Annotated in this window: 24 protein-coding genes; 18 read left to right on the top strand and 6 right to left on the bottom strand. The window is 48.6% G+C overall.

All coding sequences use genetic code 11. The features are described 5' to 3' along the window. The 8 genes from JHU38_RS07985 to JHU38_RS07945 form a co-directional block, all read left to right on the top strand. A partial coding sequence (locus tag JHU38_RS07985; RefSeq protein WP_232369889.1) for a class I SAM-dependent methyltransferase occupies positions 1-650 on the top strand: 650 nt, incomplete at its 5' end. A 517-nt stretch (positions 651-1,167) separates the two neighbouring features. Beyond that, complete coding sequence (locus tag JHU38_RS07980; RefSeq protein ID WP_107581447.1) at positions 1,168-4,098, top strand: RNA polymerase sigma-70 factor; 2,931 nt, start codon at positions 1,168-1,170, stop codon at positions 4,096-4,098. Between the two features lie 25 nt (positions 4,099-4,123). Next, positions 4,124-5,560, top strand: coding sequence for a class I SAM-dependent methyltransferase (locus tag JHU38_RS12425; protein WP_107581448.1), 1,437 nt, complete (start codon positions 4,124-4,126; stop codon positions 5,558-5,560). 50 nt (positions 5,561-5,610) lie between these two features. Next, a complete protein-coding gene (dusB, locus tag JHU38_RS07965; RefSeq protein ID WP_107581449.1) occupies positions 5,611-6,597 on the top strand; it encodes a tRNA dihydrouridine synthase DusB in 987 nt (328 codons plus the stop codon). A 42-nt stretch (positions 6,598-6,639) separates the two neighbouring features. Continuing rightward, a complete protein-coding gene (locus tag JHU38_RS07960) occupies positions 6,640-7,128 on the top strand; it encodes a ferritin (protein ID WP_107581450.1) in 489 nt (162 codons plus the stop codon). Between the two features lie 169 nt (positions 7,129-7,297). Continuing rightward, positions 7,298-8,443, top strand: coding sequence for an N-acetyltransferase (locus tag JHU38_RS07955; RefSeq protein WP_107581451.1), 1,146 nt, complete (start codon positions 7,298-7,300; stop codon positions 8,441-8,443). 11 nt (positions 8,444-8,454) lie between these two features. Continuing rightward, the gene (locus JHU38_RS07950) at positions 8,455-10,425 is read left to right on the top strand and encodes a DNA topoisomerase IV subunit B (RefSeq protein ID WP_107581452.1); all 1,971 of its coding nucleotides are present in this window, start codon (positions 8,455-8,457) and stop codon (positions 10,423-10,425) included. Positions 10,426-10,523: 98 nt separating this feature from the next. Beyond that, positions 10,524-12,095: a S41 family peptidase gene (locus JHU38_RS07945; protein ID WP_107582336.1), complete on the top strand. Its 1,572-nt coding sequence runs from the start codon at positions 10,524-10,526 to the stop codon at positions 12,093-12,095. Between the two features lie 57 nt (positions 12,096-12,152). Here JHU38_RS07945 and JHU38_RS07940 read toward each other — a convergent pair whose 3' ends face one another. The 3 genes from JHU38_RS07940 to JHU38_RS12500 all read right to left on the bottom strand — a co-directional run bounded on the left by JHU38_RS07940 (position 12,153) and on the right by JHU38_RS12500 (position 13,426). Beyond that, complete coding sequence (locus JHU38_RS07940) at positions 12,153-12,431, bottom strand: VOC family protein (RefSeq protein WP_232369888.1); 279 nt, start codon at positions 12,429-12,431, stop codon at positions 12,153-12,155. Continuing rightward, positions 12,394-13,068, bottom strand: a complete 675-nt coding sequence (locus tag JHU38_RS07935; RefSeq protein WP_107581453.1) for a hypothetical protein — start codon at positions 13,066-13,068, stop codon at positions 12,394-12,396. Before JHU38_RS07935 ends, JHU38_RS07940 begins: the two co-directional genes overlap by 38 nt. 88 nt (positions 13,069-13,156) lie before the next feature. Beyond that, complete coding sequence (locus JHU38_RS12500; RefSeq protein ID WP_107581454.1) at positions 13,157-13,426, bottom strand: VOC family protein; 270 nt, start codon at positions 13,424-13,426, stop codon at positions 13,157-13,159. Between the two features lie 431 nt (positions 13,427-13,857). Between JHU38_RS12500 and ruvB the strand changes: the two genes are divergently transcribed. The 8 genes from ruvB to ybeY all read left to right on the top strand — a co-directional run bounded on the left by ruvB (position 13,858) and on the right by ybeY (position 20,203). After that, entirely contained in the window at positions 13,858-14,886 is a 1,029-nt protein-coding gene (gene ruvB / locus JHU38_RS07925; protein WP_107581455.1) for a Holliday junction branch migration DNA helicase RuvB, read from the top strand. A gap of 92 nt (positions 14,887-14,978) precedes the next feature. Continuing rightward, positions 14,979-15,398 (top strand): VOC family protein, encoded by a 420-nt coding sequence (locus JHU38_RS07920; RefSeq protein WP_107581456.1) that lies wholly within the window; start codon positions 14,979-14,981, stop codon positions 15,396-15,398. Between the two features lie 56 nt (positions 15,399-15,454). Continuing rightward, entirely contained in the window at positions 15,455-16,081 is a 627-nt protein-coding gene (locus JHU38_RS07915) for a GNAT family N-acetyltransferase (RefSeq protein WP_232369887.1), read from the top strand. 134 nt (positions 16,082-16,215) lie between these two features. Further along, entirely contained in the window at positions 16,216-16,749 is a 534-nt protein-coding gene (locus JHU38_RS07910) for an HXXEE domain-containing protein (RefSeq protein ID WP_107581457.1), read from the top strand. Between the two features lie 21 nt (positions 16,750-16,770). Beyond that, complete coding sequence (locus tag JHU38_RS07905; RefSeq protein WP_107581458.1) at positions 16,771-17,568, top strand: class I SAM-dependent methyltransferase; 798 nt, start codon at positions 16,771-16,773, stop codon at positions 17,566-17,568. A 255-nt stretch (positions 17,569-17,823) separates the two neighbouring features. Beyond that, a complete protein-coding gene (locus tag JHU38_RS07900) occupies positions 17,824-18,948 on the top strand; it encodes an AAA family ATPase (RefSeq protein WP_107581459.1) in 1,125 nt (374 codons plus the stop codon). A gap of 112 nt (positions 18,949-19,060) precedes the next feature. Then, complete coding sequence (gene coaD / locus JHU38_RS07895; protein WP_107581460.1) at positions 19,061-19,552, top strand: pantetheine-phosphate adenylyltransferase; 492 nt, start codon at positions 19,061-19,063, stop codon at positions 19,550-19,552. A gap of 237 nt (positions 19,553-19,789) precedes the next feature. Further along, complete coding sequence (ybeY, locus tag JHU38_RS07890) at positions 19,790-20,203, top strand: rRNA maturation RNase YbeY (protein ID WP_107581461.1); 414 nt, start codon at positions 19,790-19,792, stop codon at positions 20,201-20,203. A gap of 152 nt (positions 20,204-20,355) precedes the next feature. Here the strand turns inward: ybeY and JHU38_RS07885 are convergent, their stop codons facing one another. From JHU38_RS07885 to dprA, 3 genes are all read right to left on the bottom strand, one after another. After that, positions 20,356-20,703, bottom strand: coding sequence for an L-rhamnose mutarotase (locus tag JHU38_RS07885; protein ID WP_107581462.1), 348 nt, complete (start codon positions 20,701-20,703; stop codon positions 20,356-20,358). 6 nt (positions 20,704-20,709) lie between these two features. Then, positions 20,710-21,330: an outer membrane beta-barrel protein gene (locus tag JHU38_RS07880; protein ID WP_107581463.1), complete on the bottom strand. Its 621-nt coding sequence runs from the start codon at positions 21,328-21,330 to the stop codon at positions 20,710-20,712. 108 nt (positions 21,331-21,438) lie between these two features. Then, positions 21,439-22,569 carry a DNA-processing protein DprA gene (dprA, locus tag JHU38_RS07875; RefSeq protein WP_107581464.1) on the bottom strand — a complete coding sequence of 377 codons (1,131 nt, stop codon included), beginning with the start codon at positions 22,567-22,569 and terminating at the stop codon, positions 21,439-21,441. Between the two features lie 168 nt (positions 22,570-22,737). Between dprA and JHU38_RS07870 the strand changes: the two genes are divergently transcribed. Both JHU38_RS07870 and JHU38_RS07865 read left to right on the top strand, forming a co-directional pair. After that, positions 22,738-23,274, top strand: coding sequence for a sigma-70 family RNA polymerase sigma factor (locus JHU38_RS07870; RefSeq protein ID WP_025880945.1), 537 nt, complete (start codon positions 22,738-22,740; stop codon positions 23,272-23,274). 21 nt (positions 23,275-23,295) lie between these two features. Next, entirely contained in the window at positions 23,296-24,462 is a 1,167-nt protein-coding gene (locus tag JHU38_RS07865) for a FecR family protein (RefSeq protein ID WP_158267281.1), read from the top strand. Positions 24,463-24,500: the final 38 nt, after the last annotated feature.

Below are 24,500 nucleotides of genomic sequence, written 5' to 3'. Positions count from 1 at the left end.
GATTTGATGAAACTTTATATGCGTTTTCACAAAAATTATTTAGGACACTATTGGATTTCACCTCAAAAAAAAATCCTATAGAAGTCCAAAAAGAGAATTATTTCGTATCTTTGCCATCCAACCCAAACACCAAAAGTACGATGCAGTCAAGACAACTTAACAGAAGGCAGTATTTCAACGAACTCGCAACTACAAGCGAGAAGTATTTCATTTCTTACATACAACAATACAGGCAAGTAGGAAAAGGAACGAATGTCTTGGAGATAGGTTGTGGAGACGGTGGCAATCTACTGCCTTTCTCTCGTATGGGCTGCAATGTTGTGGGTGTGGACATGGCCGAGGAACGGATAAGAGACGCAAGGATTTTTTTCCAAGAGAATGGAGCGAAAGGCCATTTCATTGCCTCCGATGTATTTCAGGTGGAGGAACTCAAATATCAGTTCGACTTGATTGTATGCCACGACGTGATAGAGCATATCGCCGACAAGGATAGCTTTATGCGAAAATGCAAACAACTGTTAAAAACGGGGGGTGATTTTCATGTCTTTTCCCGCATGGCAGATGCCATTCGGTGGACATCAGCAAATATGCCGTGGCCGTTTCCTCTCACATTTGCCTTTCTTCCACTTGCTTCCAACGACATTATATGAGCGGATATTAAGGGCGTGGAAAGAGGATGAGGGGTGTGTCAGGGAATTGCTGAATATCAAGTTGACCAAATGCCCTATAGAATTGTTTGAAAGAGTAATGAGAAGAGAAGGCTTCGAGTCCATTAACAGAACTTTCTATTTCATCAATCCTCACTATGAGGTGAAATTCCACCTACGCCCGCGAAAACTATATTCCGTGATTGGGGCTATTCCATATATCCGCAATTTCTTCACGACATCATGTTTCTATTTTTTGAAGTCGGCAGGAGAATAGCTTTTTGCCGTTGCAGATGATTTCTGACAACACACAAAGAGACTTTTTTGACGAAGAGTTTCTGTGCCGCAACAGGAACACAGGCAGAGACGGAACGTGATTCATTACGTTCCGCATTAACAAAACAAGCATTATTTACCGCCTTCCGCCTTGTCAATCAAGCATTAAAACACTGCTAATTTTAGAAAAACTTATCCCCAACTGACGTTTTTTCCTTACCTTTGTGGTCTGAAATAACGCGTTATGCAGCTTGATATCAAGGATTTATTCGCCCGTCATTATCGTCCGCTCTGTCTTTATGCCTTGCATTATGTGGGGGCTGACGATGCGGCGGAGGATATCGTGCAGGAGTGTTTCGTCAGCCTGTGGCAGCATGCGCCCCGTAATCCCCGTTCTTTTTTGTACACCGCCGTGCGCAATCGGTGTATCGATCACCTGCGGCGGGCCCGTCTCGACACGGTAGACGTGGCACCACACGACTTGGAAGGCTTCATCAGTGACGATGAGGCCCGCTGTCGTTCGGAGCGGGAGGCACAGTTGTGGGAAGCCATCGACCGACTGCCCGAGCGGTGTCGTCAAGTGTTTCTCATGAGCAAGCGCGACGGCATGCGCTATAAAGAGATTGCGGCAGAGCTGAATATATCGGAGCGCACCGTGGAACATCAAGTGGCCAAGGCCATGCAGAAGCTCAATCGGCTGCTGCGGTCTGACGCGGGCATGGTCGTGCGGCGGCTTGTCTTGCTGATGACATTCATGACGCTGTCCCTGTTGGCGTTGCGAGCACAGACGACGACGGCACTTCGATCGATGAATGTTGCCGTGGGCGTGGGGCACGATAATGCCGATTCTACCCGGACGAGGGCGGTCAACGTTGGCATTTTTGCTAATACCGACACGCTGCGGGGCGCGAACATCGGTCTGATCAGCGCCGGCACGCACCGGTTGATGCAAGGTTTTCAGAGCGCCCTGCTTATCAACAGCGCCAACCGCGTGCAAGGAATGCAGCTGTCGGGACTTACCAATCTGAGCCGAAAACCTTTGGAAGGCTTGCAACTGGCCGGTCTGACCAACATCGCCATGGGCGTGAAGCGTGGCGTGCAGCTATCGGTGGCGGCCAATGTCAGCGCGGGCTTTATGCGTGGCGTACAGGTGAGCGCCTACAACTTCACAGAACAGCTCAACGGTTCGCAGATAGGACTTATCAATGTGGCGTTGCGCCACCCCCGTGGCTGGCAGGTGGGCGTTCTCAATGTCAGTCGTGACACTACGGCCCATAAGCTCGGACTCGTCAATATCAACCCCAATACCCGCATCGACTTCATGGCTTTTGCCGGAACGACGTCGAAATTCAACTTCGCCGTGCGCTATCGCAACCGCAGCGGCTACAGTATTCTCGGTGTCGGCACGCATTATATGGGACTGGACAATAAGTTCTCGGGTGCACTTTATTATCGATTGGGCCGGTATGTCAACCTTTCGCCCCGCTGGAGCGTGAGTGGCGACGTGGGATATTACCATGTGGAAACCTTTGAAGAGGAGAGTAGCAAGCCCGAACGGCTCTATTCGTTGCAGGCCCACTTCAATCTCGACTACCGATTCTGTCGTGCGGCGGGCGCTTTCGTGTCGGTCGGCTATGGCGATACGCGCCACTATGGTGGCAAGGAATACCGCCACGGCTTGATACTACAAGGCGGTCTTACTTTCAACTATAATAACCACTTGGCCCAGCGTCGGCCTTCGACTCGTCCGCTGTTGCGCTTGCAACGCGATACTACGGGCATGGGCAGCCTTTATCGCTTTGCCGATCCCGACTATCTGGAGCCCCATCCGTGGCCGGCCGCGCTGCAGGCCACGACGCTTAACCTGCTGGTACACGGCTTCGACCGCTTTGTGATGAAGGCCGACTTCGCCAAAGTCACGCTTGAAAGTATAGCCCGGAATTGGCGTCACGGCTTTGTGTGGGACAACGACCAGTTCTCTACAAACCTCTTTGCGCATCCTTACCACGGCAATCTTTATTTCAACAGTGCCCGTAGTCGCGGGCTCAACTTCTGGCAGAGTGTGCCTTACGCGTTGGGAGGCAGTCTGATGTGGGAGATGTTGGGCGAGATAGAGCCGCCGGCTATCAACGATGTGATGGCCACAACGGTAGGAGGAATCTGCCTCGGCGAGATTTCTCATCGTATGTCGGCACTTGTTCTCAACGATCGGAGTCGTGGATTCCGTCGCTTCGTGCGTGAATTTCTGGCCACGGTCATCAACCCCATGCAGGGCGTTACGCGACTGATGAATGGCGATGCTTGGCGTGTGAGGCAGAGCAATTACCTCTATCACGACCACAACGCTATCCCCGTAGACTTCACGCTGGCCTTCGGACATCGTTATCTGGCCGACAACGGCGGCCTTTTTCGGGGTGAGCACAACCCTTATTTGAGTTTCTTTGTGGAGTATGGCGACGTGTTTAAGTCTTCGACCAACCGCCCTTACGATTATTTTACGGGCCATGTGACGTTCAGTCTTTCGCCCAATCAGCCGTTTATCAATGGTATTCACCTGCTCGGAAGGCTGTGGGGACGCTATTTCGAGCCCCGAAACGGCAATCAGATGGAGTTCGGTTTGTTCCAACATTTCAATTACTACGATACCAAACCCGTGAAAGACGGCACGTCGCTGACGCCCTATCGCATCAGTGAGGCGGCATCGGTAGGCCCCGGTGTCATCTATCGGTTTCCGCAGGTAGCCAATGTTTCGCGGTTGGAACAGCGTGTGTTCATCAGCGGCATCTTGCTTGGTGGCACCAAGAGCGACTATTACAGCTTCATCGACCGCGACTACAATATGGGTTCGGGCTATAGTGTCAAGATGAATACGCTGATGGAGTTTCCCCGTATGGGTCGTTTCGTCTTTAATTTTGAATACTACCGCGTCTTTACGTGGAAGGGTTATGAGCAACGCGACCTAACAACGGTCGATCCGCTCTATCTCAATGCGCAGGGCGACCGTGGCTATGCGGGTCTGCTGGTGCTGAATCCGGCGTTCAATATCAATCTGGCGCGTGGGTTACAGTTGGAAGTCGGCGGTGCCTTCTTCGGTCGCAAGACCCATTACCGCTATTATCATGATGTAAGAGCCCGCACTTTTGAGGTGAAACTGGGGCTTTCCTATCAGTTGTAGCATTTATGAAAACAGCATGTAAGGTATGACAACACAGGAATTTATCAAGCAATATCGCCATGACGACGTGCGTCGGTTGGCCTTTCTTCAGGATAAGTATCCTGAGGTAGACCTGCCGTTTGCGCTCGATCAGATACGTGGCTGGCAGACGGCACGCCATAAATTGCCCGCTTGGGCGGCACAGGAAGGACTGATTTATCCGCCACATCTGTCGATGGAGCAGTGTTCGAGCGAGGTAACGGCACAACTGAAGGCGGACATCGTAGCGCGGTTGTGCCCCGAACGGCGGCAGATGGTCGACCTCACGGGTGGCTTCGGTGTAGACTTTTCTTACTTAGCCCGTAGCTTTGACAAGGCTGTCTACGTGGAACGGCAGGAACATCTCTGCACGATTGCTCGCCATAATCTGGCTCTTTTGCGACTGATACAGGCCGAAGTGGTCTGTGGCGACAGCACAGAATACTTGGAACGAATGGAGCCTGTCGACCTTATTTTCATCGATCCGGCCCGCCGCGACAGTCATGGAGGTCGCACTTTTGCCATTGCCGACTGCGTGCCCGACGTCGTTGCGCTGTGCCCTTTGCTCATGCAGAAGGCTCGCCGGCTGCTGCTCAAGCTGTCGCCGATGCTCGATTGGCACAAGGCCGTGAAGGATGTGGGCAGCGTGAGCGATGTGTTTATCGTAGCGGTGGGCGGCGAATGTAAAGAACTGCTGCTGCTGGCACAGCCCGATTATTCCGGAAGCCCACGCGTGCACTGCGTGGATGATGTAGCCTCCCCCGCCCCTCCCAAGGAGGGGAGTGCCTGCCGGACGCAAGCTGATGTAACAGAGAATACAGGTCAGACAGACGTTGCTTCAATGGTTGTTGATGGGGGCGTGCGGAGGAGTGATAGGGTTTTGAAAGAAACGCTCTGTGTGTATGAAAGAACTATTATTTACAAGGGCAATAGCCAATGTGCTGATAGATTACCGGCCCAAGAGCGCTTGTGTCTTACGGATAAATTATCGCCCCGAGATGGTTTTTGTCTTACGGATAAATTATCGGCCCGAAATAGTTTGTGTCCGGCAGGCACTCCCCTCCTTGAGAGGAGTGGGGGAGGCCTTGGTTATCTCCTTCTCCCATCCGTTTCTGTCATGAAAGCCGGCTGCTTTGCGGCCATAGAACAAGCCTTCGGACTGCGTCAACTGGCCCCTAACTCTCATCTCTTCCTTTCGGACGCACCTGTAGAAGACTTTCCGGGGCGCACGTTCAGGCTCTTGGCCGTCTCATCTTTTAATAAGAAAGAGTTGCGAAAGGCGTTGGTGGGTATTGACAAGGCCAATCTGGCCGTGAGAAACTTCCCGATGACGGTGGAAGAACTGCGCCGCAAACTGAAACTAAAGGACGGCGGCGACCACTATATATTTGCTACTACCGATGCCGAAGGCCGCCACTTGTTGCTCGTTGGGCAGAAAGTATAGCGGCAGAAGGCTGAGAATGTTCCAAAAAAATACGTAACTTTGCGGTTAGTATGAAGATAGGAAAGATTGATTTGGGCCATCAGCCCCTGTTATTGGCTCCGATGGAGGACGTTACAGACATCGGTTTCCGAATGCTTTGCAAGCGTTTCGGCGCGGCCATGGTCTATACCGAGTTCGTATCGGCCGAGGCATTGGTGCGCAATATTCAGTCTACGGTCAACAAACTGACTATCTGCGACGAAGAACGCCCTGTGGGCATACAGATCTATGGCCGCACGGTGGAGGATATGGTGGAGGCAGCCAAACGCGTGGAAGAGGCTCGCCCCGATGTCATCGACCTGAATTTCGGCTGCCCTGTAAAGAAAGTGGCGGGCAAAGGGGCCGGCTCGGGCATGCTGAAAAATGTCCCGCTGATGCTCGACATCACGAGAGAAGTGGTGAAGGCAGTCAATGTGCCCGTGACGGTGAAGACCCGTTTGGGTTGGGATTGCAACAATCTTATCATTACGACGCTGGCCGAACAGTTGCAAGACTGTGGTATTCAGGCCCTGACGATTCATGGTCGCACCCGCAGTCAGATGTACACCGGCACGGCCGACTGGTCGCTGATCGGTGAGGTGAAGAACAATCCGCGCATTCATATACCTATCATCGGCAACGGCGATATTACCTCGGGCGAAGAGGCCCGCATGGCTTTCGAGCGTTATGGCGTGGACGCCGTGATGGTGGGACGGGCCACTTTCGGTCGGCCATGGATATTCCGGGAGATGAGAGCGGACGGCGGTGAACCGCTGACGGTTGATGAGAAGATTGACGTATTGGAAGAACAGCTGCGCATCAATGTGGAGCGCATCGACGAATATCGGGGTATCTTACACACCCGCAGACATCTGGCTGTCAGTCCGGTGTTCAAGGGAATTCCCGACTTTCGACAGACCCGCATCGCCATGTTGCGGGCTACGACCGTCGAAGAACTGACAGCCATTCTCGACCAGACGCGCGCGTTGTTGCGCGAACATTTATCTAATGAAACATAAGAGCCGCAAGAGCTATTCTTGTAATATATAAATCAAGTGATTATGGATATCAATAAAACAATGCAAGACGCGTTTAACGCGCAAATCAGTCACGAGTTGTATTCCTCGAACCTTTATCTCCAGATGGCTTTCTGGTTCCGTAAGGAAGGTTGGAAAGGCTTTGCCGCATGGATGGCTAAGCAGAGCGATGAAGAAAAACGCCACGCGATGGATATGGCCGACTTCGTTCTCAATCGTGGTGGTGAGGTGAAACTGACAGCCATTGAGGCCGTTCCGACAGAGTGGAGCAGCCCGAAGGAAGTGTTTGAGGCTACGATGGAGCATGAGAAACATATCTCTCTGCTGATCGACAAGCTGGCTGAGGTGGCCGATGAACAGAAAGATCGTGCAGCGTCTAACTTCTGTGATAAGTATGTAGATGAGCAGGTAGAGGAAGAACGTAGCATTCGCGACATTCTGAATCTCTTCCGTCATCGCGATGGTCACACCATTGCCAACATCGATGACATCCTCGGTACACGTCCTGCATAACCACAAATGAGGGCGTTTGTGCCCTTTCATGAAATAAAAAGGCAAAGGGCCGGCTGCATGCTTGTGTGGCCGGCCCTGCTTTTTTAATGCTAAAAAGTGCTTGTTATTTGGCTTTCTATTTGAAAATGAGTATATTTGCACGTTTAAAAGCATTAAAAATAAATAGAAGATGTCTTTTGTTGAAATAAGAAAAGTAGAGACTCGCCATGATCTCGAAACTTTTATAGACTTCCATTACGACTTATATAAGGGCAACGCTTACGACGTGCCGGCACTCTTCAGCGATGATATGAATACGCTCAGCCGCGATAAGAATGCCGCTTTCGACTTTTGCGAAGCTGAATATTATCTGGCTTATAAGGGAGGAAAGCTCGTAGGACGCGTGGCCGCCATCATCAACCATAAGGCCAATAAGCGATGGGGACGCAAATCGGTGCGCTTCGGATGGATTGACTTCGTAGACGATCGTGAGGTTTCGGCCGCATTGTTGAAGGCTGTTGAGGACTATGGTCGCACGAAGGGAATGAACGAAATCGTGGGTCCGCTGGGCTTTACGGATATGGATCCCGAAGGAATGCTCACGTGGGGCTTCGATCAGTTGGGAACCATGCCAACCATCTACAACTATCCTTATTACCCCGAACATATCGAATCCATGGACGGTTACGACGTGGACAATAAGTATGTGGAGTTCAAGGTGATGGTGCCAGAGGCATTGCCGCCCCGCTATGAGAAACTGGCGGAGATGATACAGAAGCGTTATAACCTGCGTGTGAAGAAACTCACGAAGCAGGATATCTTTGAAAAAGGTTATGGCGAACGCATCTTCAAACTCATCAACGAAACTTACAAGGATCTTTATGGTTATAGCGAACTGACCGACCGGCAGGTGGCGCAGTACATCGACATGTACTTTAAGCTGCTCGATCTCGACCTAATTACCGTCATCGAGGACGCCGGAGCTGACAATAAGCTGGCCGGTATCGGCATTACGATGCCTTCGCTTTCGAAAGCTTTGCAGAAATGTAAGCGTGGAAGGCTGCTACCTTTTGGTTGGTGGCATGTCATCCGTGCACTCAAGTTCCGCAAGACTGAAGGCGTTGACCTGCTTCTTGTGGGTTTCCTGCCCGAATACAGAGCCAAAGGGGCCAACGTTCTCCTATTTTACGACCTCATTCCCCGCTACAATGCCCATGGTATCAAGTGGGGAGAGACTCAGGTTGAAATGGAAACTAATGCCAATGTGCAGAGCCAATGGGAGGCTTTCGACACCCATCTGCACAAACGCCGTAAATGTTATAAGAAGTTTATTTAAGCAAAATCATCATGAGCGAAATAGAAACCACGCTTCCTCAGAACCCAAGTTCCAACGCTTCTACTCCCGAATATACTGACGAAAACATCCGACATCTGTCGGATATGGAGCATGTCCGCACACGTCCGGGTATGTATATCGGTAGATTGGGCGATGGTTCGCTGCCCGAGGATGGTATCTACGTATTGCTGAAAGAGGTCATCGATAACTCAATTGATGAGTTTAAGATGAAGTCGGGCGACCGAATAGAAGTCGACGTGACCGACAATCTGCGAATCAGCGTGCGCGACTACGGGCGTGGCATACCGCAGGGGAAGCTCGTGGAGGCCGTGAGCGTGCTCAATACGGGTGGTAAATACGACTCGAAAGCATTCAAGAAGAGTGTTGGACTGAATGGTGTCGGTGTGAAAGCCGTCAATGCTTTGAGCTCCCGCTTTGAGGTAATGTCGTATCGTGAAGGCAAGGTGCGCCGCCTGCAGTTTGAAAAAGGGCTGTTGCAAACGGATGTAACAGAGGATTCAAACGATGAGAACGGCACGTATATCTATTTTGAACCTGATGCGACTTTATTCAAAAACTATCGTTTCCATGATGATATCGTCGAAACGATGTTGCGCAACTATACTTATTTGAACAGCGGACTGACCATTATGTATAACGGTCGGCGCATTCGTAGTCGCAATGGTTTGGAAGATTTGCTGACCGACAACATGACCACCGATGGCCTTTACCCGATTATCCACATGCAAGGCGAGGATATCGAGATCGCTTTTACCCATACCAACCAGTATGGCGAGGAGTATCACAGCTTTGTGAATGGCCAGCATACCACGCAGGGAGGTACACATCAGAGCGCGTTCAAGGAGCATATAGCTAAAACTGTCAAGGAGTTTTTCGGCAAATACGAGTATGGCGACATCCGTAACGGACTGGTGGCAGCTATCGCCATTAATGTGGAAGAGCCGGTTTTCGAGTCGCAGACGAAGATAAAGCTGGGTTCTACACAGATGGCTCCCGACGGCGAGAGTATCAACAAGTACGTGGGTGACTTCATCAAGCAGAACGTAGACAATTATCTGCACATCCATACCGAAGTGGCGGAGGTGCTGGAAAATAAGATTAAGGAGACCGAACGGGAGCGCAAGGCCATGGCCGGCGTGACGAAACTGGCGCGCGAGCGGGCCAAGAAGGCCAATCTGCACAACCGAAAGCTGCGCGATTGCCGCATTCATTTCTGTGACGTGAAGAACGATCGCAAGGAAGAAAGTGCCATTTTCATTACCGAGGGTGACTCAGCCAGCGGCAGTATCACGAAAAGTCGCGACGTAAACACGCAGGCAGTATTCTCTCTGCGTGGTAAACCGCTCAACTCTTTCGGCCTCACTAAGAAGGTGGTGTATGAAAATGAGGAGTTCAACCTGTTGCAGGCGGCACTTGATATCGAAGACGGACTCGACTCATTGCGCTACAACAAAGTGATTGTAGCTACCGATGCCGATGTCGACGGCATGCACATCCGCCTGCTCATTATCACGTTCTTCCTGCAATTCTTCCCCGAACTCATTAAGAAAGGTCATGTTTATGTGTTGCAGACGCCGCTTTTCCGCGTGCGTAATAAGCGTACTAAGATGAAGAATAAACACGCTATTGCCGAGGCTGATGAACGTATGAGCAACAAAGAGAAGAAGAGTGACTTCATTACACGTTATTGTTATAGTGACGAAGAACGCCAACAAGCCATCAAGGAACTGGGCCCCGACCCAGAGATTACGCGTTTCAAAGGCCTTGGCGAAATCAGTCCCGATGAGTTTGTGCATTTCATCGGCCCCGATATTCGTCTGGAACAGGTAACAATTCACAAAACAGACCAAGTACAGAAATTGCTGGAATATTACATGGGTAAGAATACAATGGAACGCCAGAACTTCATCATTGATAACTTAGTGATAGAAGAAGATATTCCGGAAACAATAGAGTCGTAAGAGGCATATTAGGCTTTATAGGACTAATATGTATTTTTATAATAACAACATCAACTGTAACTATGATTTCAATTTTCCGCCTTCATGCGCCGTTTTCCATGCTGCGCTTAGGCTTTATATTTATTTTTCTCGTACAATTTCTTTCTCCTCTCTTGGCTCAGGTCATAGACTTGGGTAAAGATAATACTCTCGCACGCAAGTTGCAGATAGCCGAAATGGCCATCAAAGGGCTCTATGTAGATCAGGTGGATGAGCAAAAACTCGTGGAAGACGCTATCCGGGGCATGCTCGAAAAGCTCGATCCGCATTCCGCTTACTCCACCGCCAAGGAAACTAAAGCCATGAACGAGCCGCTGCAAGGTTCGTTCGACGGAATCGGCGTGCAGTTCAATATGGTGCAAGACACGTTGCTCGTGATTCAACCGGTGCTGAAAGGTCCGTCGGAAAAGGTCGGAATCTTGGCCGGCGACCGCATTGTGGCAGTCAATGATACGGCCATTGCGGGCGTGAAAATGTCGAAAGAGGAGATTATGAAGCGGTTGCGCGGCCCTCGGGGCACCAAAGTGAAGCTCACCATTGTGCGACGGGGAATCAAGGATAAGCTCGTCTTTACGGTCACACGCGACAAAATTCCCGTGAAAACCATCGACGCCTATTACATGATTCGCCCGCAAGTGGGTTATATTCGCATCGGTAGTTTCGGCGCCACCACCTACGATGAGTTCATGGAAGCCGTAGATAAACTGAAGAAGCAAGGCATGCACGACTTGGTGCTCGACCTGCAAGAGAACGGCGGAGGCTATCTTATAGCGGCCGTTCGTATAGCGAATGAGTTTCTGAAAAAGAACGATCTCATCGTTTATACCAAAGGATTGCGCACCGAACGGCAGGACTATAAGGCCGATGGAACGGGCCGATTGCTTGAAGGGAAGGTCGTGGCGCTCATCAATGAATATACGGCTTCGGCCGCGGAAATCGTAACAGGCGCCTTGCAAGATCAGGATCGTGGCTGGGTGGTAGGTCGCCGCTCGTTCGGTAAAGGGCTCGTACAGCGCCCCATAGAGTTTAGCGACGGCAGCATGATTCGCCTCACTATCGCCCACTACTATACGCCATCAGGCCGCTGCATTCAGAAGCCTTATAAGAAAGGTGAGAACTTAGATTACGCCATGGACATTGAGAAGCGTTTTGAACATGGCGAACTTTACAGTGCCGACAGCATTCATTTTGCCGATTCACTGAAGTATCAGACGTTGCGCCAACACCGCACGGTATATGGCGGTGGCGGTGTCATGCCCGACTACTTTGTACCACTTGACACGACGCTCACCACACGATTCCACCGCCAGTTGCTGGCCCGCAGTTTCATCATCAACGCCAATCTCAGTTATGTAGACGCCCATCGCAAGGAACTCAAGAAGCGTTATCCCACGTTCGACACCTTCTTGCGCGACTTTGAAGTGCCCCAGAGCGTGATTGACAACATTGTGGCTGAGGCAGCTAAGCAGAACGTCAAGCCCAAGGATGAGGCAGAACTCAAGGCTACCATGCCCGCTCTCCGCGCCCAACTCAAGGCTCTTGTGGCCCGCGACCTGTGGGATATGAGCGAGTATTTCCACATTATCAACGAGCGAAACGCCATCGTCAAGAAAGCGCTGACGCTGTTCTGACACATTTAACCCAAATCTCTAAGTTTGCAATTCATATTGCAAACTTAGAGATTTGGGTTAAATGGTTATTTCAATTAAGTTTCCCTCGAAACCTTCTACGCACGCTTCGTAATAGCCGTCGCCCGTTGTCCGTGGACCATCGATAACGTGGAAGCCGTCGGCCCTTAACCGTTCCGTCAGCGTATCTACTCCTTCCTTGCCACCTGTACCGAAAGCCAGATGAATGTAACCTGTGCGGTTCCGGCTTTTCTCTCCGTCCGTCATCTGTGGTTTGTTCATGATTTCCAGCCGTGCGCCATCATCGAACGACAGTAATAATTTTAATTGGAACAGCAAGAATTTTTTGAGGTATGTCCATAATAGATGTAGTGTGGTTTGATAAAAATAATTCCTTGTTCATAAAAATACTTTTTGCTTCTGAATCTAATGATATGGATTGTACGCTCATATTATACATTCCCAATATTGCGGTCAAATCAGCTGCTAATGTAGTATGGTTAATACACTCTTCTATCTGAGATCTATTCTTACATTTCTTTTCTGGGAGTCGTTTCGAAACAATAATGGCAATATCACTAAAATCTGACAGATTACAAAATATACTGATAGGTTTTTCTTTTGAATGTTTATTTAAAATAACATTTATACACATTTTTATTTCTTGCAAGGTTTCTCTATATCCCTTCTGTTTTTGAGCTATTGGAAAATAAGAAAGACTCTTGCTCTTTCTCTTTAAATCATCAATAAAATCATTAGCACTATAGGGTACTGTTATACTTATTTTATCGGTATCTTCTGTAATAATATAACATTTATATTCTATTGTGTCTACTTTTTGTATAAAATAGACACTTTCAGACTCCGTCAGAGCAAGAATATTTACTTTAAAGTCTTTGTTTTTGATGTGGTTACAAGAAATTAATGCAAATGTTGTAAAGATAATCACATGTAATGTGTTGATTTTATTCGTCATAAATTAAAGATGTATAAAAGTAGGGAATTTATTGAATATTGTTTTATTATTGCTGTCCGATAGGATTGGAGATAACTAACTTATATGCTCAGTGGTCCAAAACTAATCCATTTCTGCAGAACATGAAGTTAAAAAGAACACCAATAGTACCTGTAATACTATTTATTATTGTTGATGATAGTCGATGACTATTTTTTACAACTCGGTTTTTACGGCCAGCAATAATTAGGAAATAAGAACGCAATCCTGTCCTCGGATTGTGATATAGTTCATTAGACCTTGCTCCGAAATATTTCATGAAGAATCTCTTCGCTCCTTCAAGGTCTCTCACGTAGATTGCGATATGCTCTATTCTCATTGTTTAAACTTGTCGGGTTCATTACAAAGTTAATCTTTTTCATGTAATCAGCCAAGCAATCGGGGCTGAACCGACGAGAATCGAATTACCACACGCCGGTAACAGCATTACCATCCTTTGGTAAAAACAAGGGGGGAACCTATGAGGGAAGAAATAAATAACTCAAAACAGCTGTAGGAATCGGATAAAGTAGCGTATAGAAGTTAAGATAGTTTTCTCCGGTTCAGAGGGACAAAATTCAACAGTAGTTCTTTCGGTTTGCAAAAGCAGCCCTTTTACACGCTAAAAGCATAACTATTACAAGGTCAAAGCATAGCTTTTAGCGTGTAAAAGGGCTGCTTTTGCAACGCATTATGTATCAATGTGTTAGCGAAGGCTTCGCATTTCTCGATTTTTATGCTTACTTTTGCCGAAAGAACAATGAATAATACATGTCTGAAGATTTTGATATAAGAGAAGAACGGCTCTCTTCGGCCGAAAAAGAATTTGAGAACGCGCTGCGACCCCTGCGCTTCGCCGACTTCAACGGTCAGCCTAAGGTCGTTGAGAATCTGGAAGTTTTCGTGGAAGCAGCCAAGTATCGCCGCGAACCGCTCGACCATACCCTGCTCTACGGGCCGCCGGGACTGGGCAAAACGACACTGAGCAACATCATCGCCAACGAGTTGGGCGTGGGATTCAAGATAACAAGTGGTCCCATACTCGACAAACCGGGCGATCTGGCGGGTATTCTGACGTCGCTGGAACCCAACGACGTGCTCTTCATCGACGAGATTCACCGACTTTCGCCCGTAGTAGAAGAGTATCTCTACTCGGCTATGGAGGACTACCGCATCGACATCATGATCGACAAAGGCCCATCGGCACGCTCCATACAGATAGACCTCAATCCGTTCACACTCGTAGGCGCGACAACGCGCAGTGGCATGCTCACGGCACCGCTGCGGGCCCGTTTCGGTATCAACATGCACTTGGAATACTACGATCCCGAAACGCTGAAGCGCATCATCCGCCGTTCGGCCACGCTGCTAAAGGTGCCCATCGAAGACCATGCGGCCGACGAAATAGGCCGACGCAGCCGTGGCACGCCCCGTATCGCCAACTCGCTGCTGCGCCGTGTGCGCGACTTTGCCCAAGTGAAAGGCAACGGCACCATCACCACTTCCATCACCCAAGTGGCACTCAAGGCTCTCAATATCGACCAATACGGCCTCGACGACATCGACAATAAGATTCTGCTGACGATTATCGACAAGTTTCACGGCGGTCCGGTGGGCGTCGGCACCATCGCCACGGCCATCGGCGAAGACGCCGGTACGGTGGAAGACGTCTACGAACCCTTCCTCATCATGGAGGGTTTCGTCAAGCGGACACCACGCGGACGCATGGCTACGCCCTTGGCCTACAGCCATCTGGGGCGCAACAACCTGCTTGTTCAAAGAGAGGGTGAGTTGTTTTGACAACTCATTGGGCGTAAGATTTGCGGCTTAACAAGGATGGCAACGCGCAGTATCAGAGGTTGTTTTGATAACTAAATTATAAAGTACAACTTATGAGACAGAAATTCTCTTTAATCACATTAGGAGTAAAAGACTTTCAAAAGGCATTGGCATTCTATGAGGGCTTGGGCTGGAAGAAGTCGGGACAAAGTCAGGAGACTTACGCATTGTTTCCTTTGGGTGGGATAGTTTTAGGAGTATATCCACTGCAAGAATTGGAAAAAGACACCACGTTAAGGTATCAACAGACTACCTTTTCGGGTATGACAATCAGTTATAACGCCACATCGGAGGAGGAAGTCGATGCCGTGATGCAGGAAGCCGAACGGCTTGGGGCAACCGTTGTGAAACCCGCACAGAAAGTGTTTTGGGGAGGATATAGTGGCTATTTCAAAGACTTGGACAACTATGTGTTCGAGGTAGCCTATAATCTATTTTGGAAGATGGACAGCGAGGGAAACCTTATTATATAATCTGCTGGCGCAATGCCCGAAGAGCAGACGATAAAAAAACTTTTATCAATAGGAATATGGAACTACAAACCAAACGCTTGATTTTAAGACCATGGCAGGAAAGCGACGCCGAAGCACTCTACAAGTATGCCTGTAATCCGAATATCGGTCCCATCGCAGGTTGGCCTCCACACACGAGCGTTGAGAATAGTCGCGAAATCATTAAGAGCGTGTTATCTGATCCGGAAACATACGCTGTTGTTCTGAAAGAGACAGGCGAAACAGTCGGCAGCGTAGGTATCATGACAGCAAGGAGTGAGATTCACTCCGCAAAAATGGCAAGTAGCGATTGTGAGATTGGCTATTGGATAGGCGAGCCATATTGGGGGCAAGGCCTGATTCCCGAAGCCGTCAGCGAATTGATTCGATATGCCTTTGAGGATTTGCAGATGCCTACCATTTGGTGCGGATATTTTGATGGCAACGAGAAATCAAAACGAGTGCAAGAGAAATGTGGATTCACTTACAGCCATACGGAATACAACAAGCCTGTCCCATTGATGAATGACATTCGCACAGCGCATTTCACCAAACTCACACAGGAAGAATGGAGAAATAATCAAGCTACTGTAAAGAAAAGTTCAACAAAACCTACTTCACAACCTAATGAAGGTGGTGGTTCAAACGAATACGATGGACTTTAATCAAACTTGTGGGACGATTGCCCACAAAAGGCATTTGCTCCACTTTCTTTCATAATCGAATAACAACTAAAATAAAAAAAAATGGTACGAGCAACAACAAAAGTTGATTTACTAGTATCCTCCAGTGGGAAGTTATGACAAAAATAAACTTAATAATGATGCTTCTTCCTTTCGTGTTTATGGTTCATGAATATGAGGAAATCATTATGTTTAGACGTTGGATTGACAGGAATAGGGAAGAGTTGAAAAAACGATACCCTAAAATTGAATCATTCTTCACTCGACGAGGAACTTTCGATTATTCCACTTCCACCTTTGCCGTTGGTACTGCTCACGAGTTTATACTTATTTCTGTCGTTTCGTTTTGCTCTGTTTGGACAGGGGAATATCAATGGTGGTTTGCCGCATTAACAGGGTATTCGGTTCACCTTTTAATACATATCGCACAGTGGATTGTGTATCAAAAGTATGTGCCCGTTATCATTACCAGCCTCCTGACATTGCCTTATTGCATTTATGCCTTTGTCGAATTTGCAAAGTCTTCTATTCTATCTCCTTCGCGGATGTTTGTATGGGCGGTAATTGGCATCGTTCTTACCATACTAAGCTTGTTTTCTGCATTCTTTTGTATGGGCAGGGTTCAACGTTGGGAAAAGAAAAATAAATAGTAAATCAATACGAAACAAACGATGGAAGATTATTATAAGACAAATAAGGAAGCGTGGAATGTAAGGACAAAGATACATCTGCATTCCTCATTTTATGATTTGAATAAATTCAAGAGAGAAGTAAAGTCTGTTCCCGATTTGGATTTGTCTTTGCTGGGCGACGTTCGAGGAAAGTCTATCTTGCATCTTCAATGCCATTTCGGCATGGATACGCTTTCATTATCAAAGTTGGGAGCCAATGTCGTGGGTGTGGATTTCTCGGAAGAGGCTATACAAACGGCAAAGGCTTTGAACGAGGAATTAGGTCTGAATGCACAATTCTGCTGCTGCAACATCTACGATGCACCTGCCGTGCTGAAAGGGCAACAGTTTGACATTGTATATACATCTTACGGTGTTGTCAATTGGTTGCCCGACTTAATCCAATGGGGGCAAGTAGTCTCACAGATGCTGAAAGACGGTGGAAAGTTCGTTATCGTGGAATTTCACCCCATATTATGGATGCTCAATGAAGATTTTTCACAAGTCAGATATGCTTATTCACGCAAAGAGCCTTATGTTGTAGAAGAAGCAACCTACACTGATTCAAAAGCCGATAATCAGCAAAAAACCGTTACATGGAACCACGGGCTGGCTGTAGTGCTGAATGGTTTGCTCTGTAATGGTTTGCAGATAAAGTCTTTCGGAGAGTATGATTACTCACCATTCAACCTGTTCGGGAATATGATATCCGAAAAGGACGGAACGTTCAAAATAGCAGGAAAGAATGGCGAGATACCGATGCTGTTTTCCGTTGTTGTCGTGAAGCCTCCAAGATGATGGAGAAATTGTGATAAAAAGAAATGAGAAGCGGTACATCCCCAAAAGCCGAACACAGGTTTATGATGAAATCGCCATGCGCCTGCCGTAGTTACTATGTTTGCAATGGCTTACGGCCTGCCATTTACAAACACGGAAGTCATAGATCGGTAAACGCATTCTATACTTCCACATTCCACATTTCTCACTCTAAAATTTGCTTTTCTCATTCTTATTGCGTAACTTGCGCAACGTAATTTACGCAATAAGATTAGAATGAAACAACTCAACAATCCTTTTATTATCTACGGTTATAAGGGAGCCGACTATTTTTGCGACCGACAGGAAGAGACCCAAAAGCTTATCGACGCGCTGCACAACGAGCGCAACGTGACGCTGATAGCGCCACGCCGTGTGGGCAAGACGGGATTGATTCAACATGTCTTCAGCAAAATAAGTCAAACCGATTCGCAGGCTAAATGCTTCTATTTGGATATTTTCGCCACTAAAAATTTAGAACAGCTGGTGCAACTCATGGCTCGCACCATTCTGGGCCGCCTCGACTCTACGCCCCAAGCGGCGTTGCGGCGCATACAGGAGTTCTTCGGTAGCTTGCGTCCCACGGTAAGTTTCGACCAACTGACGGGACTTCCCTCCGTATCGCTCGACATCCGACCCACGGAAGAAGCCCAGACTCTGAAACGTGTTTTCGAATATATGCACCGGTCTGACTACCGATGCTACGTGGCCATTGACGAGTTTCAGCAAATTCTGTCCTACAACGACAAGGGGATAGAAGCTATCTTGCGCTCTTATATCCAGTTTTTGCCCAACGTCTACTTCATCTTTGCGGGCAGCATGCAACACCTGATGGAAGAAATGTTCACGTCGGCCAACCGCCCGTTCTTTCAGAGCTCGCAAATCATGCAACTCCATAACATAGACTCCACAAGCTATCACGCTTTTGCCAACCGTTTCTTCCGACAGCAGAATCGCGAGATGACGACCGACGCCTTCAGCCATCTCTACCGCCGGGTAGATGGCATCACGTGGTATGCGCAATCGGTTCTGAACCGCATATATCAATACGCCGACAGCGGCATCACGCCCGACTTCATCGACCACGTCATTACGGAGCTGGTCAGCGAACAGGAACCTGTCTATCAGAATTATTACGCCTCGCTCACCGAGACACAGGCCGGACTCATCGTGGCGATAGCCAAGGAAGGTGTCGTAGCCACACCTCTGGCTCATCAGTTCATCACGCATCATCAGCTGAAAGCCACCAGCTCGGTCAGAACGGCCCTGAAAACACTCATCGATCGCCAAATGGTCTACGACCGCCCCGACGGCTACGTGGTCTACGACCGCTTCTTCGGCTTATGGCTGGCACGCTTGTAAAGGGATGGATGAACAGGCAGAACTACCTTCATATAGATAATCGACCGACAAAAACCGCAATACGATGCCCAAATCGTTGCGACTATTATAATTAATTATTACTTTTGCACACATGAGAACTGCTATCTTCGTGGGTAGTTTTGACCCTTTCACCGTGGGCCACGACTCTATCGTGAGGCGTGCGCTGCCACTTTTCGACCGCCTTGTCATCGGCGTGGGTGTCAATGTGAACAAACACTATATGTGGACGGCCGAGGAACGGGTTGCCGCGATTCGACAACTCTATGCCGATGAGAAGGCTATTGAGGTGAAAACCTACGACGACCTGACCATCGACTTCGCCCGTCGTGAGGGTGCCCGTTTCGTGGTGAGGGGCGTGCGCAACGTCAAGGACTTCGAGTATGAGCGCGACATAGCTGACGCCAATCGTGCGCTCGGCGGTCTGGAAACCATCCTGCTCTATGCCGATCCGGCACTGGCATACGTGAGTTCGTCGCTCATGAGAGAACTGAAGAGGTTTGGGAAAGAGATTCAACTGCCACAAAGCCTCCCCCGCCCCTCCCAAGGAGGGGAGTGCCTGACGGAAAACGAGAAAAAAAGGTAAAGCAGTAAAAAAGTAAAAGAGTAAAAAATAAGGCTCTAACTCAAAGGTTTAAAGACGAAGAAGAGTAATCATAAAGGCTCTAATGCGAAGATTTAAAGACGAAAAAGAGTAATTATAAAAACTCTAATGTAAAGATTTAAATACGAAAATTACCACTAAAAACAAAGCCGATTTGCCCAAGCCATCAGGCACTCCCCTCCTTGGGAGGGGCGGGGGAGGCTTTCCGATTCTTACCACATGATCACTTACAACGTAGACGGCGTGAAAATGCCGAAAATCAAGAAGCGTGAGACCACGGCTTGGATTAAGCGGGTGGCAGCTTCACACGGCCGCAAGGTCGGCGAAATCGGCTACATGTTTGTAGACGATGAAAAGATTCTGGAAGTGAACAACGAGTATCTCGGCCACGATTACTACACCGACATCATCACGTTCGACTACGATGAGGGCGATGTACTCAACGGCGACCTCGTCATCTCGCTCGATACCGTGCGCAGCAATGCCGAACAACTGGGCAAGGACTATTACGAAGAACTGCACCGTGTCATTATCCACGGCATTCTCCACTTGTGTGGTATCAACGACAAAGGGCCGGGTGAACGCGAGATTATGGAGGAAAACGAGAACAAGGCATTGGCGATGAGAGGCTAAAGCATTCTTCCCTGTAACACCGACGGGCCTGCTTCCATTTCAGAAGCAGGCCCGTCGGCGTTTTTTGTTCTGTTCGTTCGCCTTTTCAACCCAAATCTCTTTATTTATTGCAATTCATATTGCAAACTTAGAGATTTGGGTTTAAGGTTATTTCATGATTTTTCGTAGAGGTGGAACATGCGTTCCATCATCTGCCATTTCTCATTTGAAGTCTGTCCCGGAGCCACCGATTGAAACCTTGACGTGTAGGCTTCCCACTCCGCTTGGCGGGGCAACGTGGCCAAACGGGCCATCGCCGTGTCCCAATCGAAGTCGTCCGGCGTCTCTACAATCATGAAGAGGCGGCTGCCTAAGATATAGATTTCCATTTCGAGAATGCCCACCTGACGGATTCCGTCGATGATTTCCTGCCACATTTCGGGTTGACTGTGGGCTTTCCGATACCGGGCGATGAGTTCCGGGTCGGCCTTTAGGTCGAGGGTTTGGCAATAACGTTTCATATTGAATTAAAAGTTTACGCCGAAGTTAGCGAAGAAAGCGTGACCCGTGGCGTCGCGGTTATCGTCTTTTGAAATGTTGGCTAAACCAAATTGATAGCCCATTTCGATATAAATGTTATTGTATTCAGCACCACATCCGAGCTTGAATCCCATGTCGCCATGCTTGAAATAGTTGTCGCGGAACGAGCTGATCTTTTCTTTCTTGCCCGCTTGGTTGCTGTTGAGCGTGGTCTTACCGCTGACAGCGTAAGAGAAATAAGGGCCTACGAAGGGCAGAATGGCAATGTCTTCAGTTGCTTGAATGCCAAATTTGATGAGCACGGGTGCCTCGAGATAGTTGAGACTGGTCTTGGTTACGCTGGTCTTGCCACCCCTTTCTGTGTAGTAAAGGCCGCTTTCAATGAATACGGGCATGGTTTGCGAGCAGCGAACGCCGAGGACACCACCCAAGGTCATACCTACTTTGTTGTCCAAGTTCCAGTCGCCGCCAACGCTGGCTGCCGTCATACCGATGCGGATACCATAATAAACACTTTCTTCACTGAATGCGAAACCGCCGCTCTTGTACTGAGCGAATGAAGGAACAGCCATTACGAAGGCTGCAATCATAACTAATAGCTTTTTCATAATCTCTAATTTTACCAAAAATAGATATTAAAATGGGCATAAAGGCCCATGCAAAGTAACGAATATTTTTGCTTCTTTCAAAATCTTTTACAGGAAAATCACTATCTATCAGCGTATTAGGTGGTATATGCCACCGGCCATGGGCTTGACAAATCCTTGCATTTCGAGTTGAAAAAGAAGTCCCGAAAGGGTCGCGATGGGCAAGTCGGCTTTGACGGATAGTTGATTGATGGTGAGGTCGTTTGTGGTGGTGAGGGTGTCGATAATATGTTGTTCGTCGGGCGAGAGCGTGGGGAAGAGCTGCCGCTCGATACCTTCGCGGCGCACTTTCTGCAGCATATATTCAGTTTTCCAGCCCATGGCGTCGGCGAAATCCTCGGCCGACGTGATGAGAGCGGCGCCGTTGTCGCGTATCAACTGGTTGCAACCCTCGCTGTATTCGGCTCCCACGGGACCGGGAAAGGCAAACGTGTCACGGTTGTAGTCGCGCGACAGCCGGGCCGTAATGAGTCCGCCGCCCCGTGCCGCGCTCTCTACGAGGACGCAGGCGTCGCTCATGCCCGCTACGATACGGTTGCGGCGCACGAAGTTGGCCTTGTCGGCGTTGGTGCAGGTGGTATATTCGGTGAGCAGTCCGCCGTGTGTGGCCATTTCGTTGGCTGTGTTGCGGTGGGTCGGCGGATAGAGCGTGTCGAGGCCGTGAGCCAGTACGCCCACCGTCGGCAGGCCGTTGTGGAGCGCTTGTCGGTGGGCGTGGATGTCAACGCCGTAGGCCAGTCCGCTGACGATGAGCGTATCGGGACAGAACCGCTGCAGGTCGGTCATGAAACGGCGGATGAGATCTTGTCCGTAAGTCGTGCAGTGGCGGGTGCCCACGACGCAGACCACGTGGCGTGCGTTGAGGTCGGTCGTGCCCCGATAGTAGAGAGCCAGCGGCGCGTCGGCGCACTCCAGCAGCCGTCGGGGGTAGCGTTCGTCCTTCGGTGTGAGTATTTCCACGTGGTGTTGTTCGGCCCATCGCAACTCTTCGTCCACCCGTCGCCGCACTTCGTCCGTGTTTTGAAAGAGCGCCATGAAGCGTGGCGTGGCCTCGGGCATCAGCGTGCGTATGTCGTTGCTGTGCCCTATGATGTCGGTTGCGTTGCCCACCTGCCGGTAAAGCACCTGCATCTTGTCGATATGCCAGAATCCCAGTCGGGCCAGTATGAGCGTATTGTAGAGTTCCTGTGTGTCGATCATCTTTATTTAGGTATTTTTGATGATTGCGAAGTAACAAATTATTTTACTTACAACAAAGGCTTTTCGTTAAAAATGTTGGTTTTTTTCAAGTTAATATGCTTCAAGTTGGCCTGTAATCGCAGGATTTTGTGTAAGTTTGTAAAATAGTTTTATTCATAAAAGCGTATAATGATGGGCGTACGTGATCGGGAATGCGCATTTGAAAAGTTGTTCAAAGAAAATTATTCCCAATTATATTATAATGCTCTTTATATAGTGCATGATTCGGAAGTGGCCCGAGATGTGGTGAATGATGTCTTTACTCGCGCTTGGGAAGACTTTTCCTACCCGCATCATCGATATGGTGTTGCCTATTTACGGCAATGTGTTTACAATCGTTGTCTGGATTATCTGAAACATGCTAAGGTAGAGTCTGCTTATGCCAAGTTCTTTCTTGACATGAGCCGGCATGGCATAGACTGGAACATGGATGAACAGGAAGAATACATCGAATTGATAAATCGTGTGATGGAAAAGCTCCCTGTTCGTACCCGTTTTGTGATGGATCAGTGTTTTTATGAGGGACATACCTATAAGGAAGTTGCGGCCTTGCTCGATATTTCAATCAGTGGGGTGAAGCAGCATGTCATGAAAGGTTTGCGATTATTGCGTGAATCTTTTTCTATAGAATACGCAAACCGGAAGATAACCAAAAAGAATCGATAATCGTTATATTATATAATGAACATGGATATTGATAATTTACATCAGAACGCGGACGCTACCGAGGAGCACGAGGTAGTGAATCGGATAGATAACTGGGACGAGTTGACGGATGACGAAATAGGCGCGTTGCTGTCTGACAAAGCTTCGCAGGATGCGTATCGTTTGTTGTGGAGCTATCGTTGTGCAAGACTTAGAGAGAAAAGTCCAGCTCCTGACACAGCGAAAGCTTGGAAACATTTTTGCGCTACCGAGCTTGCGCCCCGCCGCTTACGGAGTTCTTATCGGCGCAGATTGTTGTATGTTGCCGCCGCGGCTGCTGCCGTTGTCGCAATGGTATGGGGCATTCATTCCTATTTAGATGGCCGGCCGGCTGCCGATCATCTGATGGCTTTCGTGGCAGAAGACCGCCCGCAGAAGATTTTGTTGGGCAAAGCCGACGAACAGATGAAGGATATTGAACTCGCCTATCACGACGAAGGGGTGGTGATTGATGACGAACGGGCCGATTTTTCACATACCTCGACGCGTGCGGAGGGGGTGCGAATGTTGTCTACACCTCGTGGAAAAGCATATAAACTGATTCTTTCCGACGGCACAAGTGTTACGCTCAATGCGGAGAGTAAGTTGATATTTCCGGCTCGTTTCTCGGGCGATGTAAGGCGAGTAAAACTGAAAGGGGAAGCTTATTTTAAAGTGAAGAAAGACGCCCGGCATCCTTTTATCGTAGAAACCGATAGGATTCTGACCCGTGTATTGGGCACGGAGTTCAATCTGAAAGCTTATCCCGGCTCGGACAATCATGTGACTTTGGTGTCGGGTTCGGTGGCGATAAGCAATAAAACGAGCCGTCAAAAAGTTGTGTTAAAGCCCGGCGAAGACGCGACATTAAGCGATGACGAAGGATTTAACGTGACCTGTGTCGATACGGAGTATTACATTCAGTGGAAAGACGGTTATTTTTATTTTGACAATCTGCCACTGATTGACATCCTGAAGGAAATCGGCAGATGGTATAATGTGAGCATTGAGATCTGCGATAACTCCTTGATGAGCTATCGTCTTCACTTCATTGCCGACCGCAATGCCGATATATCGCAAGTCGTGAAAAACCTGAACGCGTTCAGCTATATCGAAGCCGAGTTGAAAGATAACAAAATCGTTCTTTCTAAAAAAAGAGAGGAAAACTAATGCCCGATATTTCATTTGGGTCGTTAATCCTATAGGTG

It is taken from the genome of Prevotella illustrans (genome assembly GCF_017426725.1).
Lineage (GTDB): Bacteria > Bacteroidota > Bacteroidia > Bacteroidales > Bacteroidaceae > Prevotella > Prevotella illustrans.
Note: the sequence above shows the minus strand (reverse complement) of the source record. Positions and strands in the feature narration are given on the sequence as shown.

Excerpts from the sequence above, each read along its gene's own strand:
- JHU38_RS07980 (WP_107581447.1), top strand. The coding sequence starts at position 1,168 with ATGCAGCTTGATATCAAGGATTTATTCGCCCGTCATTATCGTCCGCTC.
- JHU38_RS12425 (WP_107581448.1), top strand. The coding sequence starts at position 4,124 with ATGACAACACAGGAATTTATCAAGCAATATCGCCATGACGACGTGCGT.
- dusB (WP_107581449.1), top strand. The coding sequence starts at position 5,611 with ATGAAGATAGGAAAGATTGATTTGGGCCATCAGCCCCTGTTATTGGCT.
- JHU38_RS07960 (WP_107581450.1), top strand. The coding sequence starts at position 6,640 with ATGGATATCAATAAAACAATGCAAGACGCGTTTAACGCGCAAATCAGT.
- JHU38_RS07955 (WP_107581451.1), top strand. The coding sequence starts at position 7,298 with ATGTCTTTTGTTGAAATAAGAAAAGTAGAGACTCGCCATGATCTCGAA.
- JHU38_RS07950 (WP_107581452.1), top strand. The coding sequence starts at position 8,455 with ATGAGCGAAATAGAAACCACGCTTCCTCAGAACCCAAGTTCCAACGCT.
- JHU38_RS07945 (WP_107582336.1), top strand. The coding sequence starts at position 10,524 with ATGCTGCGCTTAGGCTTTATATTTATTTTTCTCGTACAATTTCTTTCT.
- JHU38_RS07935 (WP_107581453.1), bottom strand. The coding sequence starts at position 13,068 with ATGACGAATAAAATCAACACATTACATGTGATTATCTTTACAACATTT.
- JHU38_RS12500 (WP_107581454.1), bottom strand. The coding sequence starts at position 13,426 with ATGAGAATAGAGCATATCGCAATCTACGTGAGAGACCTTGAAGGAGCG.
- ruvB (WP_107581455.1), top strand. The coding sequence starts at position 13,858 with ATGTCTGAAGATTTTGATATAAGAGAAGAACGGCTCTCTTCGGCCGAA.
- JHU38_RS07920 (WP_107581456.1), top strand. The coding sequence starts at position 14,979 with ATGAGACAGAAATTCTCTTTAATCACATTAGGAGTAAAAGACTTTCAA.
- JHU38_RS07915 (WP_232369887.1), top strand. The coding sequence starts at position 15,455 with ATGGAACTACAAACCAAACGCTTGATTTTAAGACCATGGCAGGAAAGC.
- JHU38_RS07910 (WP_107581457.1), top strand. The coding sequence starts at position 16,216 with ATGACAAAAATAAACTTAATAATGATGCTTCTTCCTTTCGTGTTTATG.
- JHU38_RS07905 (WP_107581458.1), top strand. The coding sequence starts at position 16,771 with ATGGAAGATTATTATAAGACAAATAAGGAAGCGTGGAATGTAAGGACA.
- JHU38_RS07900 (WP_107581459.1), top strand. The coding sequence starts at position 17,824 with ATGAAACAACTCAACAATCCTTTTATTATCTACGGTTATAAGGGAGCC.
- coaD (WP_107581460.1), top strand. The coding sequence starts at position 19,061 with ATGAGAACTGCTATCTTCGTGGGTAGTTTTGACCCTTTCACCGTGGGC.
- ybeY (WP_107581461.1), top strand. The coding sequence starts at position 19,790 with ATGATCACTTACAACGTAGACGGCGTGAAAATGCCGAAAATCAAGAAG.
- JHU38_RS07885 (WP_107581462.1), bottom strand. The coding sequence starts at position 20,703 with ATGAAACGTTATTGCCAAACCCTCGACCTAAAGGCCGACCCGGAACTC.
- JHU38_RS07880 (WP_107581463.1), bottom strand. The coding sequence starts at position 21,330 with ATGAAAAAGCTATTAGTTATGATTGCAGCCTTCGTAATGGCTGTTCCT.
- dprA (WP_107581464.1), bottom strand. The coding sequence starts at position 22,569 with ATGATCGACACACAGGAACTCTACAATACGCTCATACTGGCCCGACTG.
- JHU38_RS07870 (WP_025880945.1), top strand. The coding sequence starts at position 22,738 with ATGATGGGCGTACGTGATCGGGAATGCGCATTTGAAAAGTTGTTCAAA.
- JHU38_RS07865 (WP_158267281.1), top strand. The coding sequence starts at position 23,296 with ATGGATATTGATAATTTACATCAGAACGCGGACGCTACCGAGGAGCAC.